27 protein-coding genes and 1 pseudogene are annotated in these 23042 nt (G+C 65.8%); 9 read left to right on the forward strand and 19 right to left on the reverse strand.

Annotated features, from left to right (window positions below; translation table 11 throughout):
• Both Q0R27_RS11135 and Q0R27_RS11140 read left to right on the forward strand, forming a co-directional pair.
• Window positions 1–1713: toprim domain-containing protein (locus Q0R27_RS11135; RefSeq protein ID WP_293944660.1), on the forward strand; the 1713-nt coding region annotated here is incomplete at its 5' end.
• Window positions 1714–1782: 69 nt separating this feature from the next.
• Window positions 1783–2514, forward strand: a complete 732-nt coding sequence (locus Q0R27_RS11140) for an endonuclease/exonuclease/phosphatase family protein (protein ID WP_293944757.1) — start codon at window positions 1783–1785, stop codon at window positions 2512–2514.
• A 2-nt stretch (window positions 2515–2516) separates the two neighbouring features.
• On the opposite strand, the gene rpoN is transcribed toward Q0R27_RS11140, so the two are convergent.
• From rpoN to Q0R27_RS11165, 5 genes are read right to left on the reverse strand one after another with little or no spacing between them, the layout of a single operon-like run.
• Window positions 2517–3956 (reverse strand): RNA polymerase factor sigma-54, encoded by a 1440-nt coding sequence (gene rpoN / locus Q0R27_RS11145; RefSeq protein ID WP_293944662.1) that lies wholly within the window; start codon window positions 3954–3956, stop codon window positions 2517–2519.
• 10 nt (window positions 3957–3966) lie between these two features.
• The gene (gene lptB / locus Q0R27_RS11150) at window positions 3967–4755 is read right to left on the reverse strand and encodes an LPS export ABC transporter ATP-binding protein (protein ID WP_293944664.1); all 789 of its coding nucleotides are present in this window, start codon (window positions 4753–4755) and stop codon (window positions 3967–3969) included.
• Window positions 4755–5285: an LptA/OstA family protein gene (locus Q0R27_RS11155; protein ID WP_293944667.1), complete on the reverse strand. Its 531-nt coding sequence runs from the start codon at window positions 5283–5285 to the stop codon at window positions 4755–4757. The genes lptB and Q0R27_RS11155 overlap by 1 nt, the downstream gene beginning before the upstream one ends.
• Entirely contained in the window at window positions 5285–5929 is a 645-nt protein-coding gene (gene lptC, locus Q0R27_RS11160) for an LPS export ABC transporter periplasmic protein LptC (RefSeq protein WP_293944669.1), read from the reverse strand. The genes Q0R27_RS11155 and lptC overlap by 1 nt, the downstream gene beginning before the upstream one ends.
• A gap of 15 nt (window positions 5930–5944) precedes the next feature.
• Entirely contained in the window at window positions 5945–6565 is a 621-nt protein-coding gene (locus Q0R27_RS11165; protein ID WP_293944671.1) for a ribonuclease D, read from the reverse strand.
• A gap of 227 nt (window positions 6566–6792) precedes the next feature.
• On the opposite strand from Q0R27_RS11165, the gene Q0R27_RS11170 reads away from it, so the two are divergent.
• Both Q0R27_RS11170 and Q0R27_RS11175 read left to right on the forward strand, forming a co-directional pair.
• Window positions 6793–7641, forward strand: a complete 849-nt coding sequence (locus tag Q0R27_RS11170; RefSeq protein WP_293944673.1) for a cold-shock protein — start codon at window positions 6793–6795, stop codon at window positions 7639–7641.
• 79 nt (window positions 7642–7720) lie between these two features.
• Complete coding sequence (locus tag Q0R27_RS11175; protein WP_293944675.1) at window positions 7721–8242, forward strand: GNAT family N-acetyltransferase; 522 nt, start codon at window positions 7721–7723, stop codon at window positions 8240–8242.
• 39 nt (window positions 8243–8281) lie between these two features.
• On the opposite strand, the gene Q0R27_RS11180 is transcribed toward Q0R27_RS11175, so the two are convergent.
• Window positions 8282–8590: a hypothetical protein gene (locus tag Q0R27_RS11180; protein ID WP_293944676.1), complete on the reverse strand. Its 309-nt coding sequence runs from the start codon at window positions 8588–8590 to the stop codon at window positions 8282–8284.
• A gap of 183 nt (window positions 8591–8773) precedes the next feature.
• Between Q0R27_RS11180 and rpmG the strand changes: the two genes are divergently transcribed.
• A complete protein-coding gene (rpmG, locus tag Q0R27_RS11185) occupies window positions 8774–8941 on the forward strand; it encodes a 50S ribosomal protein L33 (protein ID WP_293944677.1) in 168 nt (55 codons plus the stop codon).
• 135 nt (window positions 8942–9076) lie between these two features.
• On the opposite strand, the pseudogene Q0R27_RS11190 reads toward rpmG, so the two are convergent.
• Window positions 9077–9451 (reverse strand): annotated as a pseudogene (locus Q0R27_RS11190) (response regulator); the annotation flags it as partial.
• A gap of 22 nt (window positions 9452–9473) precedes the next feature.
• On the opposite strand from Q0R27_RS11190, the gene Q0R27_RS11195 reads away from it, so the two are divergent.
• Window positions 9474–9737 (forward strand): DUF3572 family protein, encoded by a 264-nt coding sequence (locus Q0R27_RS11195; protein ID WP_293944678.1) that lies wholly within the window; start codon window positions 9474–9476, stop codon window positions 9735–9737.
• 13 nt (window positions 9738–9750) lie between these two features.
• Here Q0R27_RS11195 and ssb read toward each other — a convergent pair whose 3' ends face one another.
• Genes ssb through Q0R27_RS11220 form a run of 5 tightly spaced genes read right to left on the reverse strand, consistent with a single transcriptional unit; the run spans window position 9751 to window position 14006 of the window.
• A complete protein-coding gene (gene ssb, locus Q0R27_RS11200) occupies window positions 9751–10254 on the reverse strand; it encodes a single-stranded DNA-binding protein (protein ID WP_293944679.1) in 504 nt (167 codons plus the stop codon).
• A gap of 30 nt (window positions 10255–10284) precedes the next feature.
• Complete coding sequence (locus Q0R27_RS11205) at window positions 10285–12138, reverse strand: ferrous iron transporter B (protein WP_293944681.1); 1854 nt, start codon at window positions 12136–12138, stop codon at window positions 10285–10287.
• Window positions 12139–12148: 10 nt separating this feature from the next.
• Complete coding sequence (locus Q0R27_RS11210) at window positions 12149–12406, reverse strand: FeoA family protein (protein ID WP_293944683.1); 258 nt, start codon at window positions 12404–12406, stop codon at window positions 12149–12151.
• A gap of 47 nt (window positions 12407–12453) precedes the next feature.
• On the reverse strand, window positions 12454–13104 hold the full coding sequence (locus Q0R27_RS11215; protein ID WP_293944685.1) for a COQ9 family protein: 651 nt from the start codon (window positions 13102–13104) through the stop codon (window positions 12454–12456).
• Window positions 13105–13109: 5 nt separating this feature from the next.
• Window positions 13110–14006 (reverse strand): DMT family transporter, encoded by an 897-nt coding sequence (locus tag Q0R27_RS11220; RefSeq protein ID WP_293944686.1) that lies wholly within the window; start codon window positions 14004–14006, stop codon window positions 13110–13112.
• A gap of 128 nt (window positions 14007–14134) precedes the next feature.
• Between Q0R27_RS11220 and Q0R27_RS11225 the strand changes: the two genes are divergently transcribed.
• Window positions 14135–14767, forward strand: coding sequence for a heme-binding protein (locus Q0R27_RS11225; protein WP_293944688.1), 633 nt, complete (start codon window positions 14135–14137; stop codon window positions 14765–14767).
• Here the strand turns inward: Q0R27_RS11225 and ribH are convergent.
• The 7 genes from ribH to Q0R27_RS11260 form a co-directional block, all read right to left on the reverse strand.
• Window positions 14764–15189, reverse strand: coding sequence for a 6,7-dimethyl-8-ribityllumazine synthase (gene ribH, locus Q0R27_RS11230; RefSeq protein ID WP_293944690.1), 426 nt, complete (start codon window positions 15187–15189; stop codon window positions 14764–14766). The two genes, Q0R27_RS11225 and ribH, sit on opposite strands and share 4 nt — an antisense overlap.
• A gap of 1 nt (window position 15190) precedes the next feature.
• Complete coding sequence (ribB, locus tag Q0R27_RS11235) at window positions 15191–16477, reverse strand: 3,4-dihydroxy-2-butanone-4-phosphate synthase (RefSeq protein ID WP_293944691.1); 1287 nt, start codon at window positions 16475–16477, stop codon at window positions 15191–15193.
• Window positions 16478–16522: 45 nt separating this feature from the next.
• On the reverse strand, window positions 16523–17122 hold the full coding sequence (locus tag Q0R27_RS11240; RefSeq protein WP_293944692.1) for a riboflavin synthase: 600 nt from the start codon (window positions 17120–17122) through the stop codon (window positions 16523–16525).
• 83 nt (window positions 17123–17205) lie between these two features.
• Window positions 17206–18198, reverse strand: coding sequence for a bifunctional diaminohydroxyphosphoribosylaminopyrimidine deaminase/5-amino-6-(5-phosphoribosylamino)uracil reductase RibD (ribD, locus tag Q0R27_RS11245; protein ID WP_293944694.1), 993 nt, complete (start codon window positions 18196–18198; stop codon window positions 17206–17208).
• Window positions 18195–18506 carry a hypothetical protein gene (locus Q0R27_RS11250; RefSeq protein WP_293944696.1) on the reverse strand — a complete coding sequence of 104 codons (312 nt, stop codon included), beginning with the start codon at window positions 18504–18506 and terminating at the stop codon, window positions 18195–18197. The genes ribD and Q0R27_RS11250 overlap by 4 nt, the downstream gene beginning before the upstream one ends.
• Before the next feature lie 115 nt (window positions 18507–18621).
• A complete protein-coding gene (locus tag Q0R27_RS11255; protein WP_293944698.1) occupies window positions 18622–19932 on the reverse strand; it encodes a glutamate--tRNA ligase in 1311 nt (436 codons plus the stop codon).
• Window positions 19929–21578 (reverse strand): NAD+ synthase, encoded by a 1650-nt coding sequence (locus Q0R27_RS11260; protein ID WP_293944700.1) that lies wholly within the window; start codon window positions 21576–21578, stop codon window positions 19929–19931. The genes Q0R27_RS11255 and Q0R27_RS11260 overlap by 4 nt, the downstream gene beginning before the upstream one ends.
• Before the next feature lie 112 nt (window positions 21579–21690).
• Here Q0R27_RS11260 and Q0R27_RS11265 point away from each other — a divergent pair, with 112 nt between their 5' ends.
• Both Q0R27_RS11265 and rpmI read left to right on the forward strand, forming a co-directional pair.
• Window positions 21691–22623 (forward strand): ribose-phosphate pyrophosphokinase, encoded by a 933-nt coding sequence (locus tag Q0R27_RS11265; protein ID WP_293944702.1) that lies wholly within the window; start codon window positions 21691–21693, stop codon window positions 22621–22623.
• A gap of 164 nt (window positions 22624–22787) precedes the next feature.
• Window positions 22788–22991, forward strand: a complete 204-nt coding sequence (gene rpmI / locus Q0R27_RS11270) for a 50S ribosomal protein L35 (protein WP_293944704.1) — start codon at window positions 22788–22790, stop codon at window positions 22989–22991.
• The last annotated feature ends 51 nt before the right edge of the window (window positions 22992–23042 follow it).

The following is a 23042-nucleotide window of genomic DNA, read 5'->3' on the forward strand; positions in this document are numbered from 1 at the left end:
GCGCTCGAGTGGAACGACAGTTACTACGAGAATGTCCTCCCCTTCACCAACAACATCCCCCAGCGCGATGGCGGCACTCACATGGCCGCGTTCCGCGCCGCGCTGACCCGCACGCTCAACAATTACGCCGAGAAATCGGGGATGCTGAAAAAGGAAAAGGTCACGCTGACCGGCGACGACATGCGCGAGGGCCTCACCGCGATCGTCTCGGTCAAGCTGCCCGATCCCAAATTCTCGTCGCAGACCAAGGACAAGCTGGTCAGCTCGGAAGTGCGCCAGCCGCTCGAAAGCCTGATGAGCGACAAGATGGCCGAGTGGCTCGAGGAGAATCCCGCCAACGCCCGCTCGATCATCCAGAAGACGATCGACGCCGCTGCCGCGCGAGAGGCCGCCAAGAAGGCGCGCGAGTTGACTCGCCGCAAGGGGGTGATGGACATCGCCTCGCTCCCCGGCAAGCTCGCCGACTGCCAGGAACGCGATCCCGCCAAGTGCGAACTGTTCCTCGTCGAGGGTGACTCGGCCGGCGGGTCGGCCAAGCAGGGCCGCGACCGCAACATCCAGGCGATTTTGCCGCTCAAGGGCAAGATCCTCAACGTCGAACGCGCAAGATTCGACCGGATGCTCGGCTCGAAGGAGATCGGGACGATGATCCAGGCGCTCGGCACCTCGATCGGGCGCGAAGAATTCAACCTTGAAAAATTGCGCTATCACAAGATCGTGATCATGACCGACGCCGACGTCGACGGCGCACATATCCGCACCTTGCTGCTGACCTTCTTCTACCGCCAGATGCCCGAACTGATTGCCGCCGGTCACCTCTTCATTGCCCAGCCGCCGCTCTACAAGGTCGCGCGCGGGCGGTCGGAAGTGTACGTCAAGGACGATTCGGCGCTTGACGAATATCTCGTCAATGCCGGGCTCGAGGGGCTATTGCTTGAGACCAGCGACGGGCCACGCTCCGGCGCCGACCTGCGCACGCTGGTCGAACATGCGCGGCGAATGCGCACGCTGATGCGCTACGCGCCGAAGAAGTATGATCCTTCGCTGATCGAGGCGCTGGCGCTGTCCGGCGCGCTCGATCCGGCGCTCGATCGGGGCAGTCGCCTGGCGATGATCACGCGCGTCGCGGCGTGGCAGGGCGCGGGTGATCTGGAAGCGACCTGGACCGGCGAGATTGCCGCCGAGGGTGGTTTCCTGCTGCGCCGCCTGTGGCGCGGGGTAACCGATGTAACGATTGTCGAGCCGGCCTTCCTCAGCTCGGCCGAAGCGCGCAAGCTGCACAGCCTCGCCGGCGAACAGGGCCCGCTATATTCGAAGCCGGCGATCCTCCGCACGGTTCGCAAGTCGACCGCTCCAGTCGAAATCGCCCCCGCTCCAGTCGAGGGTGAGGACGCAAAGGACCAGATCGAGGAAGCGGCGGCCGACACGAAGAAGGCCGTGCCCGTCACCCGCCCGTCCGAATTGCTCGACGCGGTTCTCGCCGCCGGCCGCAAGGGCCTTTCGATCCAGCGCTACAAAGGGCTGGGCGAAATGAACGCCGAGCAATTGTGGGAAACCACGCTCGATCCGTCGAACCGCACATTGCTCCGCGTCGAAGTCCCGCAGGCCGACGTCGCCGACGAGATCTTCACCCGCCTGATGGGCGACGTCGTCGAACCCCGCCGCGAATTCATTCAGGACAATGCGTTGAGCGTGGCCAATCTGGACGTTTGAGGAACCGGCACGGTCGGGGAAGGTTGGCACCGCGTGACCTCCCCAACCATCACCGTCGCGTCCTACAACATGCGCAAGGCGATCGGGATCGATCGGCGGCGGCGGCCCGAGCGGGTGCTCGAGGTACTGCGCGAGATCGATGCGGACGTCGTTGCGCTGCAGGAGGCCGATAAACGGTTCGGGACGCGCGCGTCGGCGGTGCCGCATGCGCTGATCGACAGCCACGGATTGTACAAGCCGGTCGAGTTTGGGGTGAGCCACTCGCGGCTCGCCCAGGCGATCCCGTTTGGCGAAACGTTGGAGTCGAAGCTGGGGCTCGGGACGAAGAACCTCGGCTGGCACGGCAATGCCATCCTGGTGAAGCGCGAGGTCGAGGTCATTGGGTTCGAGGCGCTCGACCTGCCGACGCTGGAGCCGCGCGGCGCGGTGCTGGCCGAACTCAACGTGCGCGGGCAGGAGCTGCGCGTCGTCGGCATGCACCTCGACCTGTCGGGGCTGTGGCGCAAGCGGCAGGTGATGCGCATCCTCGACCATATTGCGCGCCGCCACCGGCCGATGCCGACGGTGATCATGGGCGACACCAACGAATGGCGCGAGGGCAGCCGGGTGCTGAAGGAATTCGCGCGGGGCTACACGATGGCCGACACCGGGCTCAGCTTCCACGCTCGGCGCCCGGTCGTAGCGCTCGACCGGATCATCGTCGAGCGCAGCCTGACGATCGTGGCATGCGGGGTGCATCATAGCGTCGCGGCGTCGAAAGCGAGCGACCATCTGCCGGTGTGGGCGAAGCTCAGCGCCTGACGTCAGCCTCCCGCCATCTTCCGTTGTCGCCGGCGCTGGATCGATGATCCGATGCCCATCGCCTCGCGATATTTGGCCACGGTGCGGCGGGCGAGGTCGAAGCCTTTTTCCTTGAGCAGATCGACCAGCGTATCGTCGCTGAGGATGTCGGCCTCGTCGTGGATGAGCTTGCCGATCGCTGCCTTGACCGCCTCGGCAGCGGCGCCCTCGCCATCATTGCTGCCGACGCCCGAGCCGAAGAAATATTTCAACTCGAAAATCCCCCGCTCGCACAGCAGATATTTGTTCGACGTCACCCGGCTGACGGTCGATTCATGCATCTCGATCGCCTCGGCAACGTCGCGCAGGGTGAGCGGGCGCATCGCCGAAACGCCGCCGAGGAAAAAGCCTTCCTGCCGCTTGACGATCTCGCTCGCGACCTTGACGATCGTCCGGGCACGCTGGTCGAGCGCCTTCACCAACCAGTGCGCGCTGGCGAGGCAGTCGCCGAGCCATGCCTTCGACGCCTTGTCGGTCGCTCCTGCCTTCAGTTCGAGGTGATAGCGGCGGTTGAGAAGCACGCGCGGCAAGGATGCGCTGTTCAACTCGACCGACCAGCCCGCGCCGGTTCGCCGCACGAAGACATCGGGCGCGGCGGTTTCGGGCTCCTTGTCGGCGAAGCGGCAACCTGGCTTGGGATCATAGCTGCGCAATTCGCGGACCATGTCGGCGAGATCCTGGTCGTCGACCCCGCAGATACGCTTCAGATCCTTCATCTGGCCGCGCGCGAGGAGGTCGAGATTGTCGATCAGCCGCGCCATGGCCGGGTCATAGCGATCGGCCGCCTTGGCCTGCAGCGCGATACATTCGGCCAGGCTGCTAGCCGCGATCCCCGGCGGATCGAGCGACTGGACGAGGGCCAGCGCCTCTTCGAGCTCACGCCGGCTCGCGCCGCTTGCGGCCTGCAGCGCTTCCATCGGGGTCGAGAGATAGCCGGTTTCCTCCAGCTCGCGGATGATTGCCTCGGCCAACTCGCCGAGCCGCCCGCCCGCGCCGTGCAGTTGCGCCATGAGATGTTCGGACAGGCCGGCCTCGCCCCCCGCCAGCCGGTCGAAGTCGAACGCTTCGTCCGATCCGCCGCCGACATCGGACGCGCTGTCATTGTCGAGCGCCGCCTCGCGCCAGTCCATGTCGAGGCCGCTGTCGTCGCCCTTCGCGAGCAACTCATCGGCGCCGCTCGGGTCGACCGCCTCGTCCCCGGTTTCGCGGTCGATGGTCACAACGACCGTCTCGCCGGCCTCCCCACCACGCGTTTCGAGCAGGGGGTTCTTGGCCAGCTCCTCGGCGATGAAGGCCTCGATTTCGAGGTTCGACAGCGCAAGCAGCTTGATCGCCGCCTGCAGCTGCTGGGTCATCACCAGCGACTGCGATTGTCTTATGTCGAGGCGTGGACCCAGTCCCATCGCCTACTCTCTACAGCGCAAAGCTTTCGCCAAGGTAGAGCCTTCGCACATCGGCGTTGGCGACCAATGCTTCGGGGCTACCCTGGAACAACACTTCGCCGCCGTAGATGATGCAGGCGCGATCAACGATGTCGAGCGTCTCGCGGACATTATGGTCGGTGATCAGGACGCCGATGTCGCGTCGCCTGAGGTCCTTGATCAGATCGCGAATGTCCGAGATCGAAAGCGGGTCGATCCCCGCGAATGGCTCATCGAGCAGCATGATCGAAGGATTGGCGGCCAGCGCGCGCGCGATTTCGCACCGCCGCCGCTCACCGCCCGATAGCGACATCGCCGCCGAATCGCGCAGCCGGGTCAGGCCGAACTCGCCGAGCAATTGCTCGAGCCGAGCGGCGCGCACATCCTTGTCGCGCTCGGCGATCTCGATCACCGCCATGATGTTCTGCTCGACCGTCAGGCCGCGGAAGATCGATGTCTCCTGCGGCAGGTAACCCAGCCCGAGCACCGCACGGCGGTACATCGGCAGCCGCGTAATATCCTGCCCGTCGAGGATGATCCGACCGGCGTCGGGCTTGACCAACCCCATGACCGAATAGAAGCAGGTCGTCTTGCCCGCGCCGTTGGGGCCGAGCAGGCCGACAACCTCGCCGCGCGAAACGCTGAGGCTGACGTCATGCAGCACCGCGCGCTTGTCGTATGACTTGGCAATCGAGTGGACCTCGAGCCCGCGCACGGCCACGCCGCTGTCCACGCCAGTGTCCACGGCCGCACCGCGATCGACGAGCGCGGCGTCGGCCATCAGCCTTTCGCGCCGCGCTGCGGGACGGTGAAATGACCGGTGACGCGTCCGCCTGATCCGTCGACGCCCGGCGCGCCGCCGTCGACCACAGCGCGACCCGAGGTAAGATCGATGACCATCCGCGCGCCGCTGATCTTCGACTGTTCGCGGGTGAGCTGGACTCCGCCGACGAGGGTGATCAGCTTGCGGTCGAGGTCGTAGACCCCGAACGCGCCGCGCGCGGTCTCGGTCGGGGTCTTGACCACGACCCCGCCCGACGCATCGAGCCGCTGGATCTGGACCCCCTTGTTGTTGGTGTAGGCGACCGTCAGCCGGGCGGTATCGAGCGTCAGTTCGAGCTGCCGGACGTGGACGTTGCCCGCGAATACCGCGCGGTCGGCGCGGTCCTGCACCTCGATGCGGTCGGCGGAGACGTCGACGGGCGCATTGCTGTTGTGACCCTTGAGCGCGGAAACCGGCTCGGCGCTGGCCAAACCGACGGCACCGACCACGGCGGCAAGTCCGGCGGCGAGAAGGGAAATGCGATGCATCATCTTCCCTTGACCGCCCCTTGCACGATTTTCAAGCGAGCGCCGCCGCCGAGCGTCACCGTTCGCGTACCGAGATCGGCCGAGAGGTAGCCGGCGGTGAACTGGCCGAGCTTCATCGTCCCGCTGACCGGCCCACCGCTATCCAGCTGCTTGGTCTTGAGATCGACCGTCACGCCGCTCGTTTCGAGATGATATCCGTTGCCGTCCTCGACCCGCACTCCGCCGGGCACCGCGACTTTCTGCGCATCGAGATCATAGCGTCCGTGGTCCGCGGTGATCGTCACCGGGCCCTGGTCGAGCCCGAGCCGGGCGCTCATTCCATTAATGTCGACGATCCGCACCGCGCTCGACTGCTGAACCGCACGGTCGGCAACGATCTCGAACGGCTGGCCTTTGTTGTCGGCGCCGGTGTAGCGCGCCTGCTCGACCCGCATCCGCTCCTGGGCCTTGTCGGCCTTGTTCTTGTCGAGCAGGAAGCTAACCTCGCTCTTCTTGCCGAACGGCGCGATAGCAAGGAACAGCAGCAACAGCACGACCGCCGCCGGCAGGCCGAACTTGAGCAGCCTTACGAAGTGATCGTGTGAACTGCCCGGCCGGGCCCAGCGCTTCTCCGCGGCGCGGCGCGTTGCGGTCGATTCGGTCACCGGCTGGTCGGTGCGTCAGGCATGCGCAAAAATATCCTGCTCGGCCCAGCCGGCAAGGTCGAGCAACGCGCGATGCGGCAGAAAGTCGAAACATGCCTTCGCCAGATCGACTCGCTGTTCGCGCTCGAGCCGCTCATCGAGCTTTGCCTTCAATCGGTGCAGGAAGCGCACGTCCGATGCGGCATAGTCGCGCTGCGCGTCGTTGATCTCGGGTGCGCCCCAGTCACTGGTCTGCTGCTGCTTGGAAATATCATGGCCAAGCATTTCCTTGACCAATTCCTTCAGCCCGTGGCGATCGGTGTAGGTCCGCACCAGGCGGGAAGCGGTGCGGGTGCAATAGAGCGGCGCGGCCATGATCCCGAGATAGGCACGCATGATCGCCACATCAAACCGACCGAAATGATAAAGTTTCAGACGGTTGGGATCGCCGAGCAACGCTTTCAGATTGGGCGCGGCATAATCGCTCTGCGGCCCGAACCGGACGAGATGCTCGTCGGGGCCGCCGTCACTGAGCTGAACGAGACACAGCCGATCGCGGCCGGGCATCAGCCCCATCGCCTCGGTATCGACCGCGATCGGTCCGTCGGCGAAGGTCACGCCGTCGGGCAAGTCTTCTTCATGGAAATGGATCGCCAACGCTGCTGATTCCTTGCTTTGAACGTCGTTTCTTGACGCGTCGTTGCAGGCAATAGCCGCTAATCCCGGCCAAGTTCCAGTGCTTCGCCATCGAATCACTAGGAGAGGGGCTGTTTTTGCGATATGCGGTTCGCCGTGCGCGCGAGATTTTCGCGTGACATACCAGTCGCGCCATGGGCCCCGCGCGGTGGTTTTCGTCCTGTCGGGGCACGTTGAAGAGAGTTTGAATGGGTTTCGATCGAGGGCGTAAAGGGGATCGCGGCGGACGCGGTCGTGACAAACGCGACAGTTTTGGTGGTGACGAGGGCGGCAGCAGCTTCGGCGGTGGTTCCGACCGCGGCGGCTTCGCTGGCGGCGGAGCGGGCGGCTACGGCGATCGTGGCGGCGGCGGCGGTGGTTATCGCGGCGGCGGCGGCGGCTTCGGCGGCGGTCCCGGCGGCGGTGGCGGCGGCGGTTTCCGCAGCGGCGGTGGTGCTCCTGGCGGCGGCGGCGGTTTCCGCAGCGGCGGTGGCGCTGGCGCTGGTGGCGGCATGCCCCCCCAGGTCGTTGGCGAAGGCAAGGGGGTTGTCAAATTCTTCAACCCGCAGAAGGGCTTCGGCTTCGTCGTTCGCGATGACGGCGGTGAGGATGTGTTCGTACACATCTCCGCGGTCGAGCAGGCCGGCCTGACCGATCTTGCCGACGGCCAGCCGCTCGAGTTCACGCTGGTTGATCGTGGCGGGCGCATTTCTGCGACCAATCTACGGATCGACGGCGAGCCGATGGAAGTCGTTCGCACCGGTGCACCGCCAGCTCCGCGCGAAGGCGGCTTCGGCGCTGCCCCGGGTGGCGACCGCGGCGGACCGCAGCGCCAGTTGACCGGCGAGAAGGCCAGCGGCACGGTCAAGTTCTTCAACGCGATGAAGGGCTTCGGCTTTATCAGCCGCGACGACGGACAGCCCGACGCATTCGTCCACATTTCGGCCGTCGAACGCGCCGGCATGCCGACGCTCAACGAAGGCGACCGGCTTGAGTTCGAGATTGAGGTCGACCGTCGCGGCAAGTACGCTGCGGTGAACATCTCGCCAGCGCAGTAATTGCTCGGGCGAATGCTATCAATTGGCCCGTCCGGAGCGATCCGGGCGGGCTTTTGATTCGCCACTTGTGGAGGAAGATGTGAAGCTCGAGCTTGCCGCCACCGACGACCTGCCCGTTCTTCATGCGTTGATCGAATCCGCATATCGCGGCGACAGCGCCCGCGTCGGTTGGAGCCACGAGGCCGACCTGCTTGACGGCCAACGTACCGACTTGGCCGAGCTCGATGCCGCATTGGCCGATCCGACCCAGCACCTTCTCGTGTTCCGCGATGGCGAGCGCATCGCGGCATGCGTCTCGTTGACCGATCGCGGCCAGGGCCTCGCCTATCTCGGCTTGCTTACGGTCGACCCACCTCGACAGGCCACGGGGCTCGGGCGGATGATGCTCGCCGCCGCCGAGGACCATGCCACCGCCGACCTCGGCGCGGAGCGAATCGAACTGACCGTCATCGCCCAGCGAGAAGAACTCGCCGCATGGTACGGGCGCCGCGGTTATGCGCTGACCGGCGAGCGCCGCCCGTTTCCATTCGGCGACCGGCGCTTCGGGATTCCCAAGCGCGATGATCTCGAATTCGTCGTTCTCGAGAAGACGCTTTCCTAAATCACTAGATCGAAAAGCGTCTCGATGCGGCGACCAGGATTAGTGCAGCCGCTGCGCCATCGCGGCGAGGATCGTCTGGCGGTCGGACGGGCAATTGCTGTTCAGCGCCGCGTCCATATGCTCGAGCGCGCAGCGAGTCGCCTGGCGGTGACCCGGAAGCATCGCATGGTGCGCACCAAAATCGGCGAGGCCCTCCAGCGCGGCGAGACCGTGATCGGCGGCCATGACGCGGATCGCGTCCATCTTGGCGCGGATGTCGATGGGCTTGAGACGACCGACTCGGGCTTCGATCTCGGCGATACGCTCACCGATGCGCGTCCGGACCAGCTGCAGCGAATCACTAGACATGGCTTGATTCTCCGTTGTCCCGGTCCTTGTCGCCCAAATGCGTTAACGGTGAGTCAAAGCCGTGACAGCGCGGAGGCGAAAGCGCGGTCCGGGTTGACAAAAACGGGGCCGGGCGTCATTGGGGCCGGGCTTGAGCGGCCCAGCGCGGCCGCTCTTCCTTTTTATATCCGTGGGATTTGTCCGATGGCCAAGCCGGCAACCGTCAAGATCAAGCTCGTCAGTTCCGCCGATACGGGCTTTTTCTACGTGACCAAGAAGAACCCGCGCAACACGACCGAGAAGATGTCGTTCCGCAAGTACGATCCGGTCGTACGCAAGCACGTCGATTTCAAGGAAGCCAAGATCAAGTGACCTGCTGAAGGCAGGTCATCCCGGGCTGGACCCGGGATCCGCTTGAGCATCCGTACCGGGCGTCTGCGCACCTGCGGCGGCGCCCGTTCCTGATTCGGGCTCAGGCTCTTGCTGCGCGGCATCTTCCGCCGGGGTGAGCAGCGCCTCGACGGTCTGCGCGAATTTGGCGACCGAGATCGGCTTTGAAACGTAGGCCTGCGCCCCTGCCGCCCGAATCCGCTCGTCATCGCCCGGCGCCGAGTAAGCGGTGACCGCCATGATCGGCACATCCTTGAGGTCGGGATCGCCGCGCAGCAGCCCCATCAGTTCGAGCCCGGTGATATGCGGCAGCTGGATGTCGGTGATGACGAGATCAGGGCCGAACGCGCGCGCCGAAGCCAGCGCCTCGCGGCTATCGGTCACCGCCTCGGTTTCGTGGCCATGCGCGGCGAGCAGGTCGCAGAACAGCTTGATGTTCAGCGCATTGTCCTCGACTACCAAAATCCTGGCCAACCGTTTGTCCCGCACCATATTTCGAGGAGGCTGATAGGCGATGACGTCGCGCGCGACAAACGAAGACGCCGCCGCTTTAGCGTTGCGCGCTTTGGCCGCGACGCTGAACGAACCCAGGCGGGCGGAGCGGTTTCTGGCGTTGACCGGACTCGACGCCGATCAGCTTCGCACCCGTCTGGGTGAGCCGAGCCTGCTTGGTGCGGTCATCGCGTTCCTGGAGAGCCACGAACCCGACCTGGTGGCGGTCGCCAACGATATCGGATCGAGCCCCCTGGCGTTGATCGAGGCCGGGCGCAGCCTCTAGAAGAGATCAACGCTCAGAACGGGACATCGTCGTCGAGGTCGGTGTCGAACGCCGCCGGCTGCGGACGCGACTGGGGCCGGCCCGATCCGCCGCCACCGCCGCCAAACTCGTCACCGTAACCGCCGCCGCCGCCACCGCGCGACGCGCCGCCACCGGCGCCGCCTTCGCGTCCGTCGAGCAACACCATCGAGCTGTTGAAATTACGGAGCACAACATCGGTCGTGTAGCGATCATTGCCCGACTGGTCCTGCCACTTGCGGGTCTCGAGCTGGCCTTCGAGATAGACCTTCGATCCTTTCTTCAGATATTGCTCAGCGACGCGCGCCAGCCCCTCGGAGAAGATCGAGACGTTGTGCCACTCGGTCTTTTCCTTGCGGTCGCCCGAGCTCTTGTCCTTCCAATTTTCCGAGGTCGCGACCGAGAAACTGACGACCTTGCCGCCATTGGCGAACGATCGCGATTCGGGGTCCTTGCCGAGGTTTCCGACGAGGATCACCTTGTTCACGCTGCCAGCCATTTTTCTCTCCAGTTCGCCTTGGACCTGGTTCTAGCCAAGCCCTGCCGCGACCGCCAGCCAGTAAGTCACGCCAGCGGCAAGATAGGCCAGCACGAACAAATAGGAGACCATGAACAGCGGCCACTTCCAGCCATTGGTCTCGCGCCGGGTGACGGCGATGGTCGAGATGCATTGCGGCGCGAACACGAACCACGCGAGGAAGGCGAGCGCGGTGGCGAGCGACCAGCGGCTGCGCATTTGCTGCGCGAGGGTCTGCGCATTTTTGGCGTCGTCGGGATTGTCGATCGCATAGACGGTGGCGATGGCGGCGACGGCGACCTCGCGCGCCGCCATCGCGGGCAACAGCGCGAGCGCGATGTCATGGTTGAAGCCGATCGGGGCGACGACGACCTCGATCCCAGAGGCAATATGGCCGGCGATCGAGACTTCGCTCTGCTTCTCGCCGGGGCGCGCCTGCGGATAGGAGGAGAGCGCCCACAGGATCACGGTCGTCGTGAGGATGATCGTGCCCGCGCGTTTCAGGAAGATCATCACGCGCTGCCACAGGCCGATCGCGATATCGGCGGGGCGCGGCCATTGATATTTTGGAAGTTCCATCATGAAGCCGCCGCCGCCGCCCCTCACGACGGTGCGGCGCAGGACCAGCGCGGCGAGCAGTGCACCGGCCACGCCGGCGACGTAAAGGCCGAACAGGATCAGGCCTTGCAGCCCGATACCCGGGACGACATCGCGGCGCGGGATGAAGGCTGCGATGATCAGCGCATAGACCGGAAGCCGCGCCGAACAGGTCATCAGCGGAGCGACGAGGATGGTCACCAGCCGGTCCTTCGGATCGTCGATCGTCCGCGTCGCCATGATCCCCGGGACTGCGCAAGCGAAGCTCGACAGCAGCGGGATGAAGGCGCGGCCCGACAGGCCGGCCCGACTCATCAGCCGGTCCATCAGGAAGGCCGCGCGGACCATGTATCCCGAGCCTTCGAGCAACAGGATGAAGAAAAACAGTGTCAGGATCTGCGGCAGGAAGACGAGCACGGCGCCGACCCCGGCGATAACCCCGTCGACGATCAGCGAGCGGAAGAGACCGTGCGGGAGCAGCGGCGCGACCGAGGCGCCCAAGTCGGCTACTGCGGCGGCGATCGCATCGGCCGGAATCGCGCTGACGCTGAACACGCTTTGGAACATGACGAACAGGATCATTGCGAGAATCAGCGGGCCCGCCAGCGGGTGGAGCAGGATTGCGTCAAGGCTGTGATTCAACTTGCGCGCCGGAGCCTCGCGGATGATCGCGCCGAGGGCAATCGCGCGGGCGCGACGCTGAAGCTCGAAACCGTCGTGGCTGGGGCTCTTGCCGGCGCGGACGATCCGCGGGGTGTCGATGAGTTTTGCGAGTTCGGCGCGGATCTCGTCGACGCCGCGCTTGCGGACGGCGACTGTCTCGATGACCGGGACGCCGAGTTCTTCTGACAGCTTCGCGGCATCTAGCTCGAGGCCGTCGCGCTTGGCGAGGTCAATCATGTTAAGCGCGATGACGGTCGGCAGGCCGAGGTCGATCAGTTGCAGCGCAAAGCGGAGGTGATTGTCGAGGTTCGAGGCGTCGACCACGATCAGCAGCGCGTCGGGCAGCCGCTCGCCGGCCTGCTTGCCGAGGAGCACGTCGCGCGTCACCGCTTCGTCGGGGCTGGTCGGGTCGAGGCCATAGGCGCCGGGGAGGTCGACCAGTTCGGCCGGCGCGCCGTCGGGAAGCAGCATCTTGCCGACTTTGCGTTCGACTGTGACCCCCGGATAATTGCCGACCTTCTGGCGCGCGCCGGTAAGGCTGTTGAACAGCGCGCTCTTGCCGGCGTTGGGGTTACCGACGACCGCGATCAGCGGGGCGTGTTTCACGGGCGGGCCGTCAGGCGGCGATCGGGACCACCCGCACGGCGCGCGCATGGGCGCGGCGGATGGCGACGGTCATGCGCCCGACACGGACGGCGAGCGGATCGCGGCCGAACGGGCCGAGGTGGAGCGGTTCGACCCGGACCCCTTCGTCGAAGCCGAAATGGCGCAGGCGGCAGGCCTCCCCCTGATCCAGCGACGCCCAGTCGATCGACGTGATCTCGGCGCGCGTGCCGAGCGAGAGGTCGTCAAGGCTGAGAAGGGGTTTGCTCATTTGCGAGTGATTATCATTAACTCGAGCAAAAGGGAAGGGGCGCGCCTTCAGCGTGGCGGGTAGCGCAACCGGCCGGCGAATCGCGCCAGGCTGGGTCGGCGTTCGGCCGAACCGGTCCATTGCGCCTTGGCTTTCTCGAAGCGCGCCACTCCGGCGAGGCGGCGGTCGAGGAAGGCGATGGTGTCGGCCTGGCCTTCGCTGGCGTCGTCAAGCCAGACGAGCAGAGTTGCCGTGTAGATTGACGCGAGTATGGCGCGCTTCGAATAATGGTTGAAATCGGTCGCGGTGTCGCCGGCAAGGCGCCACATGGTGTCGGCGCTGCGCCAGCCAAGCCGCGCTGCGGACGGAATATTCTGTGGCAGCGCAAGGATGGCGAGCGCTGTCCGGATTGCTTCCTTCGCCGTGCTCATGAGCTCGAATCGCTTGATCAGGATCGCGCGGATCCGCTGCGAAACCCGCATCGCTGCAATCGCCTCGCCGGAAAAAGACGCTGTGAGCGCATCGTCGATCGCCTCGACATAGGCGGCGATCATCTCCGCCGGGCCCTTGGGGAAAGCGAGGCGCGCGACAGCCGGATCGACTCCGAGCGACGCCGCCGCGCTGTTGACAGCGGTTTCTCGCCAGCCGTCAAACACGGCATTTTCGGCGACTGGCAGGGCGAGCTTGCGACGAAGGTCAGCGAGGGGAGTTGAGTCCATTCCGCCTAGGTGGGCTCGGCTGGCGCGGGACGCAAGCGTACGAGCAGCAGCGCCACGCCGATCGCCGCCGCGCCGGTCCAGTCACGCCACCCGAGTCGCTCGCCATAGACGCTCCACCCGATCGCGGCGGCGATTGCCGGCTGGGTCAACAATGCGAGGCCGACGACGAGCGGTGACAGTTCGCCGATCGCGAACACGAGCAAGCCCTGCCCGACGACTTGCGACAGGAGGGCGAGCGCGATGAGCGGGGTCCAATTGTGAGGCATGACGCGCTCGCCCATCGCTAGTGCGGCCGGGAGGAGGCAGATCGCGCCGATACTGCTGGCGAGCACGAGCAGCGGGAGGGGCTCGACCGTCGCCCGCGCGCGCTCGACCAGGATCAGGTATACGCCGTAAAGAACGCCGGCGAGGAGTGCGAGTAAGTCGCCGCGCAGATTGGCGGCGCTGAGCTCGGCGCTCTGGGCCATCAGCAGCACCGACCCGGTGGCGGCGAGAAGCAACGCGAGCGCTTGCATCGGGCTCGGCCAGCGGCGGACAAGCCACAGGCCCCACGCCGCGAACGCGAAGCTCGAGACGTTGCCGAACAGCGTCGCATTGCCGAGCTTGGTCAGCCGTATGCTGAGGTGCCACGCGGCGAGATCGGCGGCGAAGAAGAAAGCGGCGGCGGCGATCGCGATGAACAGGGCTCGGCCTGGCCAGCGCAGTGGCTGGCCGACCGCGCGGGCAAGGAGGAGCAGAAATGGCACAGCCAATGCCACGCGCCAGAAAGCCGCCGCGACCGGCCCGGTGTCCGCAAGCCGGACCAGCCACGCGCCGAACGCAAGCGCGGCGGTGCCGGTGAGCAGTGACGCAAAAGCAAGCCGGTGCGGCGCCTTGGTTAGTCGTTCGTCCGATTTCAGCATTTTTCCTCCCGCACGCGCCCTTGTTGAATATGGTCGCGCAGGCAAGAGCCGGGGGCTCGGGAACGACGATCACGGTGGCCAAGGAACAGCCTGCCCCGTGACCGGTTGTCGCCAAGAGGAGATTCGTGATGCGGAAGAAATTGTTCGCGGGGGTCGGCTTGGCGGCTGGCGCGGCGCTGATCGGCGGGGCTGTGCTTTATTATCTCAAGGAGCGCGCGACCGGCGAGCCCGATTACCGCACGCTCAGGACCGATGACGACTTCGAGATTCGCGATTATCCCGCGATTACCGTCGCGGAAACGATCGCGCACGGGCCGCGCAAGCAGGCGCTGAATGAAGGATTTCGTAGGCTGGCGGACTATATCTTCGCCAAGTCGCGGCCGGGTGAACCGTTGGCCATGACCGTCCCGGTGATGCAGGATTCGGGCGACCCGATGGCGAGCGACCCGCCGCTGTTCGACGATGAGATTGAAGGCGGCTGGCGCACGCGGTTTGTCATGCCGGCGGGGCGCGAGGCGGAGGACTTGCCGCTGCCACCGCACGAGATCGAGCTGGTGACGCTGCCGCCGCGCAAGGTGGCGGTGGTGTCGTTCCCCGGGCGCCCCGACGACCGCGACCTGGCTGAGCAGGAGGACCGGCTGCGCGGTTGGCTCGCGCGGAATGGCGAGCGGGCCGAATCCGAGCCCGAATATGCCTTCTATAATTCGCCGATGATCCCCGGCCCGCTGCGCCGCAATGAGGTGTGGCTGGCGCTCGATTAGGCCAAGGCGAAGCGCTTTTTGACAGCAAGCAGGGCAAGCGCCGCCTTCGCCGCGTCGCCGCCCTTGTCGCCTTGCGCGGGGTCGGCGCGAGCAATCGCCTGCGCCTCGTTCTCGACCGTCAGGATGCCGTTGCCGACCGCGACGCCGTCCATTGTCAGCGCCATCAGCCCCCGCGCGCTTTCGCCGGCGACGATCTCGAAATGCCAGGTTTCGCCGCGGATCACGACACCGAGTCCGACAAAGGCATCAAACCGGTCGGTTTCCGACGCGAGCGCAAACGTCCCGGGAAGCTCCAGCGCGCCGGGGACGGTGACCGTTTCATGCGTATGACCCGCCGCCTCGATCGCGGCACGCGCACCGGCGAGCAGCATGTCGTTCAGGTGGCCGTAGAAGCGCGCCTCGGCGATCAGCAGATGGGCCACGTCAGGCGTCCGTCGCAGTGATGCTGCGTTCCTCGACAATCGCGAGGCCATAACCCGACAGGCCGACCGGGGCATGGCGCGTGTTGGTGAGTAGAATCATGTCATGGATGCCGAGCGCGGCGAGGATCTGTGCGCCGACGCCATAGTTGCGCAGTTCCTCGCCGCCTTCGACGACTTTGCCCGAGCGACGATCGGTGGCGCGCGACAAGCGGCCGGTGGCGGCGGCGTGGAGCGTAACGATGACACCCGAGCCTTCCTCCTCGATCATCCGCATTGCGCCTTGGAGGAGGCCCGAGCGTTCGCCCATCTCGCCGAGAAGATCGGCGAACAGGTCGATCGCGTGCATCCGCACCAGCGTCGGCGACGACGGGTCGAGCGCGCCATGAACCAGCGCCAGTTGCTCGGCGCCATTGGCCTTGTCGCGGAACACCTGCGCTGACCAGGCCACGCCGCGCGCGCTGGTGAAGCGGGTCTCGGCGATCCGCTCGACCATATGGTCCTTCTTCAGGCGGTAGGCGATAAGATCGCGAATCGTGCCGATCTTGAGGCCATGGGTCGCCGCGAACGACATCAGATCGTCGAGCCGGGCCATCGTCCCGTCCTCGAGCATGATCTCGCAGATCACGCCCGAGGGGTTGAGCCCGGCGAGGCGGGCGACATCGACCGCCGCCTCCGTATGTCCTGCGCGAACCAGCACGCCGCCGGGCCGGGCGACAAGGGGGAAGACGTGACCGGGCGACACGAGGTCGTCCCTGCCGCGGCTCGCGTCGATCGCGACGGCGATGGTGCGCGCGCGGTCGGCGGCGGAGATACCGGTGGTGACGCCTTCGCGCGCTTCGATCGAGATGGTGAAAGCAGTTTCGTGGCGCGTGCCGTTCTTAGGCGTCATTGGCTCGAGTCCGAGCTGGTCGACACGGTCCTTGGACAGGGCCAGGCAGATCAGCCCGCGGCCGTGGCGCGCCATGAAGTTGACCGCGTCGGGGGTCGCCATCTGCGCCGGGATGACGAGGTCACCCTCATTCTCGCGGTCATCGTCGTCGACGAGGATGAACATCCGCCCGTTGCGCGCTTCGTCGATGATCGCTTCGGGACCGACGAGGACATCGGCGGTGCCGCGCTCAATCAGTTTCTCCAGCCGGCCGAGCGTGTCGGCGGTCGGGTTCCAGTCAGCTGCGCCGAGCTTTCGCAGCGAATTGGGGTGGAGGCCGGCGGCGCGGGCGAGCCCGGCGCGGGTGACTTCGCCGGTCTCGATGATGGCGGACAGGCGTTCGATCAGATTTATGGACATGAACGACGTTATATCACATTAAAATGTGTACTAAAAGCTATTATATCACACTGCGGTGGTCATTCTCTTCAGATAGCGGGCGAGTACGTCGATTTCGACGTTAAGCTCCCGTCCCGCGGCAATACCGCCGAGCGTTGTATGGTCGGCGGTGTGGGGAATGAGGTTCACGGTAAATCGAGTTGCGTCGGCGCGATCCTCTACCGTGTTAACGGTCAGCGATGCGCCGTCGAGCGTGACAGAGCCCTTGGCGGCGATCATCGGGCCGAGTTCACGCGGGACATCGATCGCGACGCGGAGCGAGCCGCCATCCTCGATGACCTCGGCGACCGATGCGACGGCGTCCACGTGCCCGGTAACAAGGTGCCCGCCAAGTTCATCGCCAAGGCGAAGAGCGCGCTCAAGATTGAGCTTTGCTCCTTGCTGCCACAGCCCCTTCGCGGTGCATGATACCGTTTCGGCGGACACTTCGAGCGCAAACCAGTCGTCACCCTTGTCGACGACGGTCAGGCAGGTGCCCGAGCAGGCGATCGAGGCGCCGAGATCGACGGTGGCAAGGTCATAATCGCAGGCGATCGTCAGCCGCAGGTCCCCGCGCTGCTCGGCCGAGCGGACGGTACCGATCGAAGTGATAATTCCGGTAAACATGCAAACTCCCTCGGCATATGATTAGAGCCTGATTCACGCTCTCGGTCGAAGCGCAAAGCGCTTTCGCCTCAATCGATCAGGCTTTAGCGGACGCGCTCGTAAGCTTCGAGCCGGTCGATGCCAAGCGTCACCCCGCCCGCGCTGCGCCAACGTCCGTGGGCATCGGCGATCGCGTCGAGCCCGATGTAGCCGAACGACGATTTCCCCTCACCGACCAGAATTGGGGCACGGTAGACGAGAATGCGGTCGACGAGGTCGGCGGCAAGGAAAGCGGTGGCGGTTGCCGATCCGCCCTCGACCAGCAGGTCGTTGACGTCATGAAGGCCAAACACATCCTGCGGAGAATGCAGGATTTCCCAGCCCTCGACCGCGTCGCCCCGGGTCAGCAGCGCACGGCGCGGGGACCAGTCCTCGAGCCCGGGCAGGCGGACGTCGAGCCGCGGCTGGTCGGCGAGATAGGTGCCGCGGCCGACGAGGATCATGTCGGCATGGGCGCGTTCGAGATGGACGTTGGCGCGCGCGTCCTCGCCGGTGATCCACTTCGATTCGCCCGACGGGAGCGCGATCTTGCCGTCGATCGATAGCGCCAGCTTGAGCGTGATGCGCGGGCGGCCGAGCGAGAGGCGGGTGAGGTAACCCGACAACGAGTATGCGGCCTCGGCGGCCAGCGGGCCGACAATAACCTCGACTCCCGCGGTACGCAGGGCATCGGCGCCTTCTCCCGCGGTGCGCGGATCGGGGTCTTCAATCGCGGCGACGACGCGCACGACGCCGTGCTCGGCGATCAGCGCGGCGCAGGTTGGGCCGCGTTCACTGCGGTGCGCGCACGGCTCGAGGCTGGTATAGAGTGTCGCGTGCCGTGCCCGCTCACCGGCTTCGGCCAGCGCGACCGCCTCGGCGTGCGGCCGGCCACCCGGCGCCGTAGCGCCCCGGCCGACAACCTCACCGTCGCGAACGATGACGCAGCCGACATTGGGGTTTGGCGCGGTTCGCCCTCGCGCGCGCTCGCCGAGCGCGACGGCCTCCACCATCCAGCGATCATCGTCCGCTGCGCGCTGGCCCCTGCCGTCGGTCACATGCCGAGCTTTTTCTCGATTTCCTGGAACTGCTTCTTCTTGGCTTCCTTATACGCGTCGCGCTCGGCCTGGTCCTTGGCCTGGTCGCGCTTGATGTCGGCGTCGGTGCGTTCGGGGCCGTACTGCTCGACATAGACGATCGTCGCCGGCGGGGCGGTATTGATCTGCGGATCGACGAGGAACAGGATAATGATGATGATCGTCGAGAGAATCGCGAGCAGCGCGCCGATGACCTGTTCGCGGCTGCTGTGCCGGACGACGGCAAAGAAGTCGCGGATCGCTGCGCGGGGACTCGAGGGAGGGGGCATGACCGACATGGCGCCTGAATAGGGTGCGGCGGGGCGTGGGGCCAGCCCCGCCGCACTTGCTTTCGCTGCCAGCCCTCGCCGAGCTCGAGCCGGAGCGTCAGTGTTGCCTGCTCGTCTAGACCGCTCTTAGCCGAGCGACCGCGCGCGCCTGGCCGATGCGCTTGAGCAACGGCGCCATTTCCGGTCCCGACTCGCGACCGGTCAACGCCATACGCAGCGGATGAAACAGTGGCTTGCCCTTGCGCCCGGTCGCCACCTTGAGTGCGGCCGATAGCTCGGCCCACGGCTCGGCCGCCCAATCGACCCGTGCGGCAAGATCGGCGGCCTGGGCGAGGAAAGTACGGTCTTCGTCGGCAATAACCGGCGGCAGCAAATCGCCGACCAGCACCGCCTGCCACTCGCCATATTCTCTGAGGTGCGCGATGTTGCCGCGCAGCAGCAGCCAGTCGGGCTCGTTCGCCTCGTTCGGCAAGCGGCCGGCCACATCCGCGAAGTCCAGATGGTGGAGCAGGCGCGCGTTGAGCTGCTCAACTTCGGCGAGGTCGAAATGAGCGGGCGCACGGCCGAAATGAGCGAAATCGAACCCCTCGGCCAGGTCGACGAGATGCGCCCGCGGTTCGACCGGCTGCGACGTCCCCAATCGCGCGAGCAGCGACAGCAACGCCATCGGCTCGAGCCCGGCCTCGCGCATGCCTTCCACGCCGACCGCCCCGAGCCGCTTCGACAGCTTGCCCTCGCCGGCCACAAGGAGAGCTTCGTGCGCGAAGTGCGGGACGGGCGCACCGAGGGCAGCGAACATTTGCACTTGGGTGGCGCTATTTGAAACATGGTCCTCGCCGCGCACGATATGCGTCACACCCATGTCGATGTCGTCGATCACACTCGGCAGCAGGTAAAGCCAGCTGCCGTCGGCGCGGCGGATCACCGGATCGCTGATCAGCGCCGGGTCGAACTTCTGCTCGCCCCGAACGAGATCGGTCCACAGAATCGGCGCGCCATGCTCGAGTTTGAACCGCCAATGCGGCGCGACGCCGTCGGGCACAGTCGCGTCGTCGGGCCTGCGCTCATAGACCGGCGGCAGGCCGCGCCCGAGTAACACCTTGCGGCGCAGGTCTAGCTCCTCGGGGGTTTCATGGCAGGCGTAGACCCGTCCCGCCGCCCGCAACCGCTCGAACTCGCGTTCGTACAGCGCGGTCCGCTCCGACTGCCGGACTACCGATTGAGGGACCAGCCCGAGCCAGTCGAGGTCGTCGCGAATCGATTGATCAAACTGCGCCGTCGACCGCTCGCGATCGGTGTCGTCGATGCGCAGCAGGAATCGCCCGCCATGGCGCAGCGCGAACAGCGCATTGTGCAACGCGGTGCGGATATTGCCGACATGAAGCCGCCCGGTCGGCGACGGTGCGAAGCGGGTGGTGACGGTCATGGCTTGCCCGTGTGGAAGGCGTTGCTGATCGGGTAGCGGCGGTCGCGACCAAAGTTGCGGGCGCCGAGTTTGACGCCTGGCGGGGCTTGGCGACGCTTGTACTCGGCGCGGAGCAGCTTGCGCTCGATGTCGGCAACCAGCTCGTCATCCGCGCCGGTGAGCTTAGCCGTCTCGCGCACCGAGAATTCCTTTTCCACCAGTGCGTCGAGGATGCGGTCGAGGACGGCGTAGGGGGGCAAGCTGTCCTCGTCCTTCTGGTCGGGGCGCAACTCGGCCGAGGGCGGCTTGTCGATCACGCGCTCAGGCATCACCGGGCCAACAGCGCCGAGCGCCCCATCGGGCTTGATGGCGTTGCGCCAGCGCGAGAGAGCGAAGACGGTCGTCTTGTAGGCGTCCTTGAGCACCGAATAGCCGCCGGCCATGTCGCCGTAGATGGTCGAATAGCCGACTGACATCTCGCTCTTGTTGCCGGTGGTGAGGACCATGGGACCGAAGCGGTTGGAGAGCGCCATCAGCGTCACCATACGCAGCCGCGACTGGATATTTTCCTCGGCGAGGCCGGGCTTGGTTCCGGCGAAGGCGGGGGCCAGCATCTGGTCCAGCGCCTCGACCCCGGGGACGATCGGGATGACGTCATGACGGACGCCGAGCAGCTTCGCGCAGCCCTCGGCGTCCTCGAGGCTTTCGGCGCTGGTGAAGCGCGACGGCATCATCACGCACCACACCTTGTCGGGGCCGAGCGCATCGACCGCGACCGCGGCGCTCAACGCGCTGTCGATTCCACCGGACAGGCCGAGGATGACCCCGGGGAAGCCATTGTCGCCGACATAGCCGCGCAGCCCCGTGACCATCGCCGCATAAATGTCGGCGGGGTAAGGATCGAGCTCGTGCGTGGCCCGCGTCTCGCAGGTCCAGCCGGTCGCCCCCCGCCGCCACTCGGTCAGCTGCAACGCCTCTTCCCAATCGGGCATCTGCACCACGATCGCGCCCGAGCTACCGATCACGAACGACGATCCGTCGAACGCCAGCTCGTCCTGCCCGCCGACACGATTGAGATAGGCCAGCGGCAGGCCGGTCTCGGTCGCTCGGTCCTGCGCGAGACGCAGGCGGACGTCGTCCTTGTCGAGCTCGTAGGGGCTGCCGTTGGGGACGAGCAGCAGTTCGGCCCCCGCCCTGGCGAGCGCGGCACAGACCGGTTCGCGCCAGATATCCTCGCAGATCGGGACACCGATCTTCACGCCGCGGAATTCCATTGGGACGGGTAGCGGGCCACTCGCAAACACGCGTTTTTCATCGAAAGTGCCGTAGTTGGGAAGCTCGTGCTTGAGCGTCCGCGCGATCACGCGGCCTCCTTCGGCCAGGATCATCGCATTATAGACCAGCCCCTCCTCGACGTGGAGCGCGCCGAACAACAGCGCCGGACCACCATCGGCGGTGGCGTCGGCCAGGCGCTCCGCGGCCTCGAGGCTGCGGCGGACGAACTCGGGCTTCAGGACGAGGTCCTCGAGCGGATAACCGGTCAGCTGGAGTTCGGGGACCATAACGAGATCCGCGTCCGCGGCCTTCGCGCGCCACTCGAGAATCTTCGCGGCATTGCCGGCAAGATCGCCGACGCGCTGGTTCATCTGGACAAGGGCGATGGCCAAATGGTCTGCGGGCTGGTCGATCACATTGCCCAGTTAGGCGCGGCGATGTTGGGCGGCAAGCTTGGCTAATAAGCGGCAGCCGCTATTGGGGTGCCAACCCAAGGGGACCGACATGAAACTACTCGCCGGAAATTCGAACCTGCCGCTAGCGCGCGCCATTGGCGATTATCTCGAAGTACCGCTGACCAAGGCGAGCGTGCGCCGCTTCGCCGACGAGGAAGTGTTTGTCGAAATCAACGAGAATGTCCGCGGCGAGGACGTCTTCGTGATCCAGTCGACCAGTTTTCCGACCAACGACAATCTCATGGAATTGCTGATCTGCATCGACGCGCTGCGGCGCGCATCGGCCAAGCGGATTACTGCCGTCGTGCCCTATTTCGGCTATGCCAGGCAGGACCGCAAACCCGGTCCGCGCACCCCGATCTCGGCCAAGCTAGTCGCCAACATCATCACCACCGCAGGCGCGAACCGCGTCCTGTCGATGGATTTGCATGCGGGGCAGATCCAAGGCTTTTTCGACATTCCAACCGACAACCTCTGGGCCGCGCCGGTAATGGCGGCGGACATCCAGGCGCGGTTTCGCGGGCGCAAGTTAATGGTCGTCTCACCCGATGTCGGCGGAGTGGTCCGCGCACGCAGCCTCGCCAAACGGCTCGACAACGCGCCCCTCGCCATCGTTGACAAGCGCCGCGAGCGGGCGGGCGAATCCGAAGTCATGAACATCATCGGCGACGTCGAGGGCCATTGCTGCATACTGATCGACGACATCGTCGATTCGGCGGGCACGCTGTGCAACGCGGCTGCCGCGCTCAAGCAGCAGGGCGCCGAGGAAGTGTTCGCTTACTGCAGCCACGGCGTCCTCTCCGGCGCGGCCGCCGCGCGGGTCGCGGCGAGCGAGCTTAGCGAGCTCGTCGTCACCGATACCATCTGGTCGGGCGAAGCCGACGCCCCCGGCAAGATCCGCCGCCTGACCATCGCCCCGCTGATCGCCGAAGCGATCAAGCGGATCGCCGATGAGAGCAGCGTCAGCTCGCTGTTCGACTGAGCTTGCCACAAGGGCGCGTGCTGATTATAGGCGCCGCTCTTCCAGATTGTTGGAAAGACGAATGGTCCGGCCAGTTAGGGCTGCCGTGGCGATTCGATAACGTCGCCCCCCGAGCGTGTTTTCGAGAGAAGACTTGGCTCAGTGCGGGTAACAAGGAGACGAAAATGCCCAAGCTCAAGACCAAGAGCGGCGTGAAGAAGCGCTTCAAGCTCACGGCCTCGGGGCTGCTCAAGCACGGGGTCGCTGGAAAGCGCCACCGCCTGATCAGTCACAACGCCAAATATATTCGCCAGAACCGCGGTACCGAAGTGCTCGCCAAGGCCGATACGGCCCGGGTGAAGCTCTGGGCCCCTTACGGCCTCAACTAGGAGCTAGCGGAACATGGCACGCGTCAAACGGGGTGTAACCACCCGCGCCAA

The organism is Sphingomonas sp. (genome assembly GCF_025362505.1).
Classification (GTDB): Bacteria; Pseudomonadota; Alphaproteobacteria; order Sphingomonadales; family Sphingomonadaceae; genus Sphingomicrobium.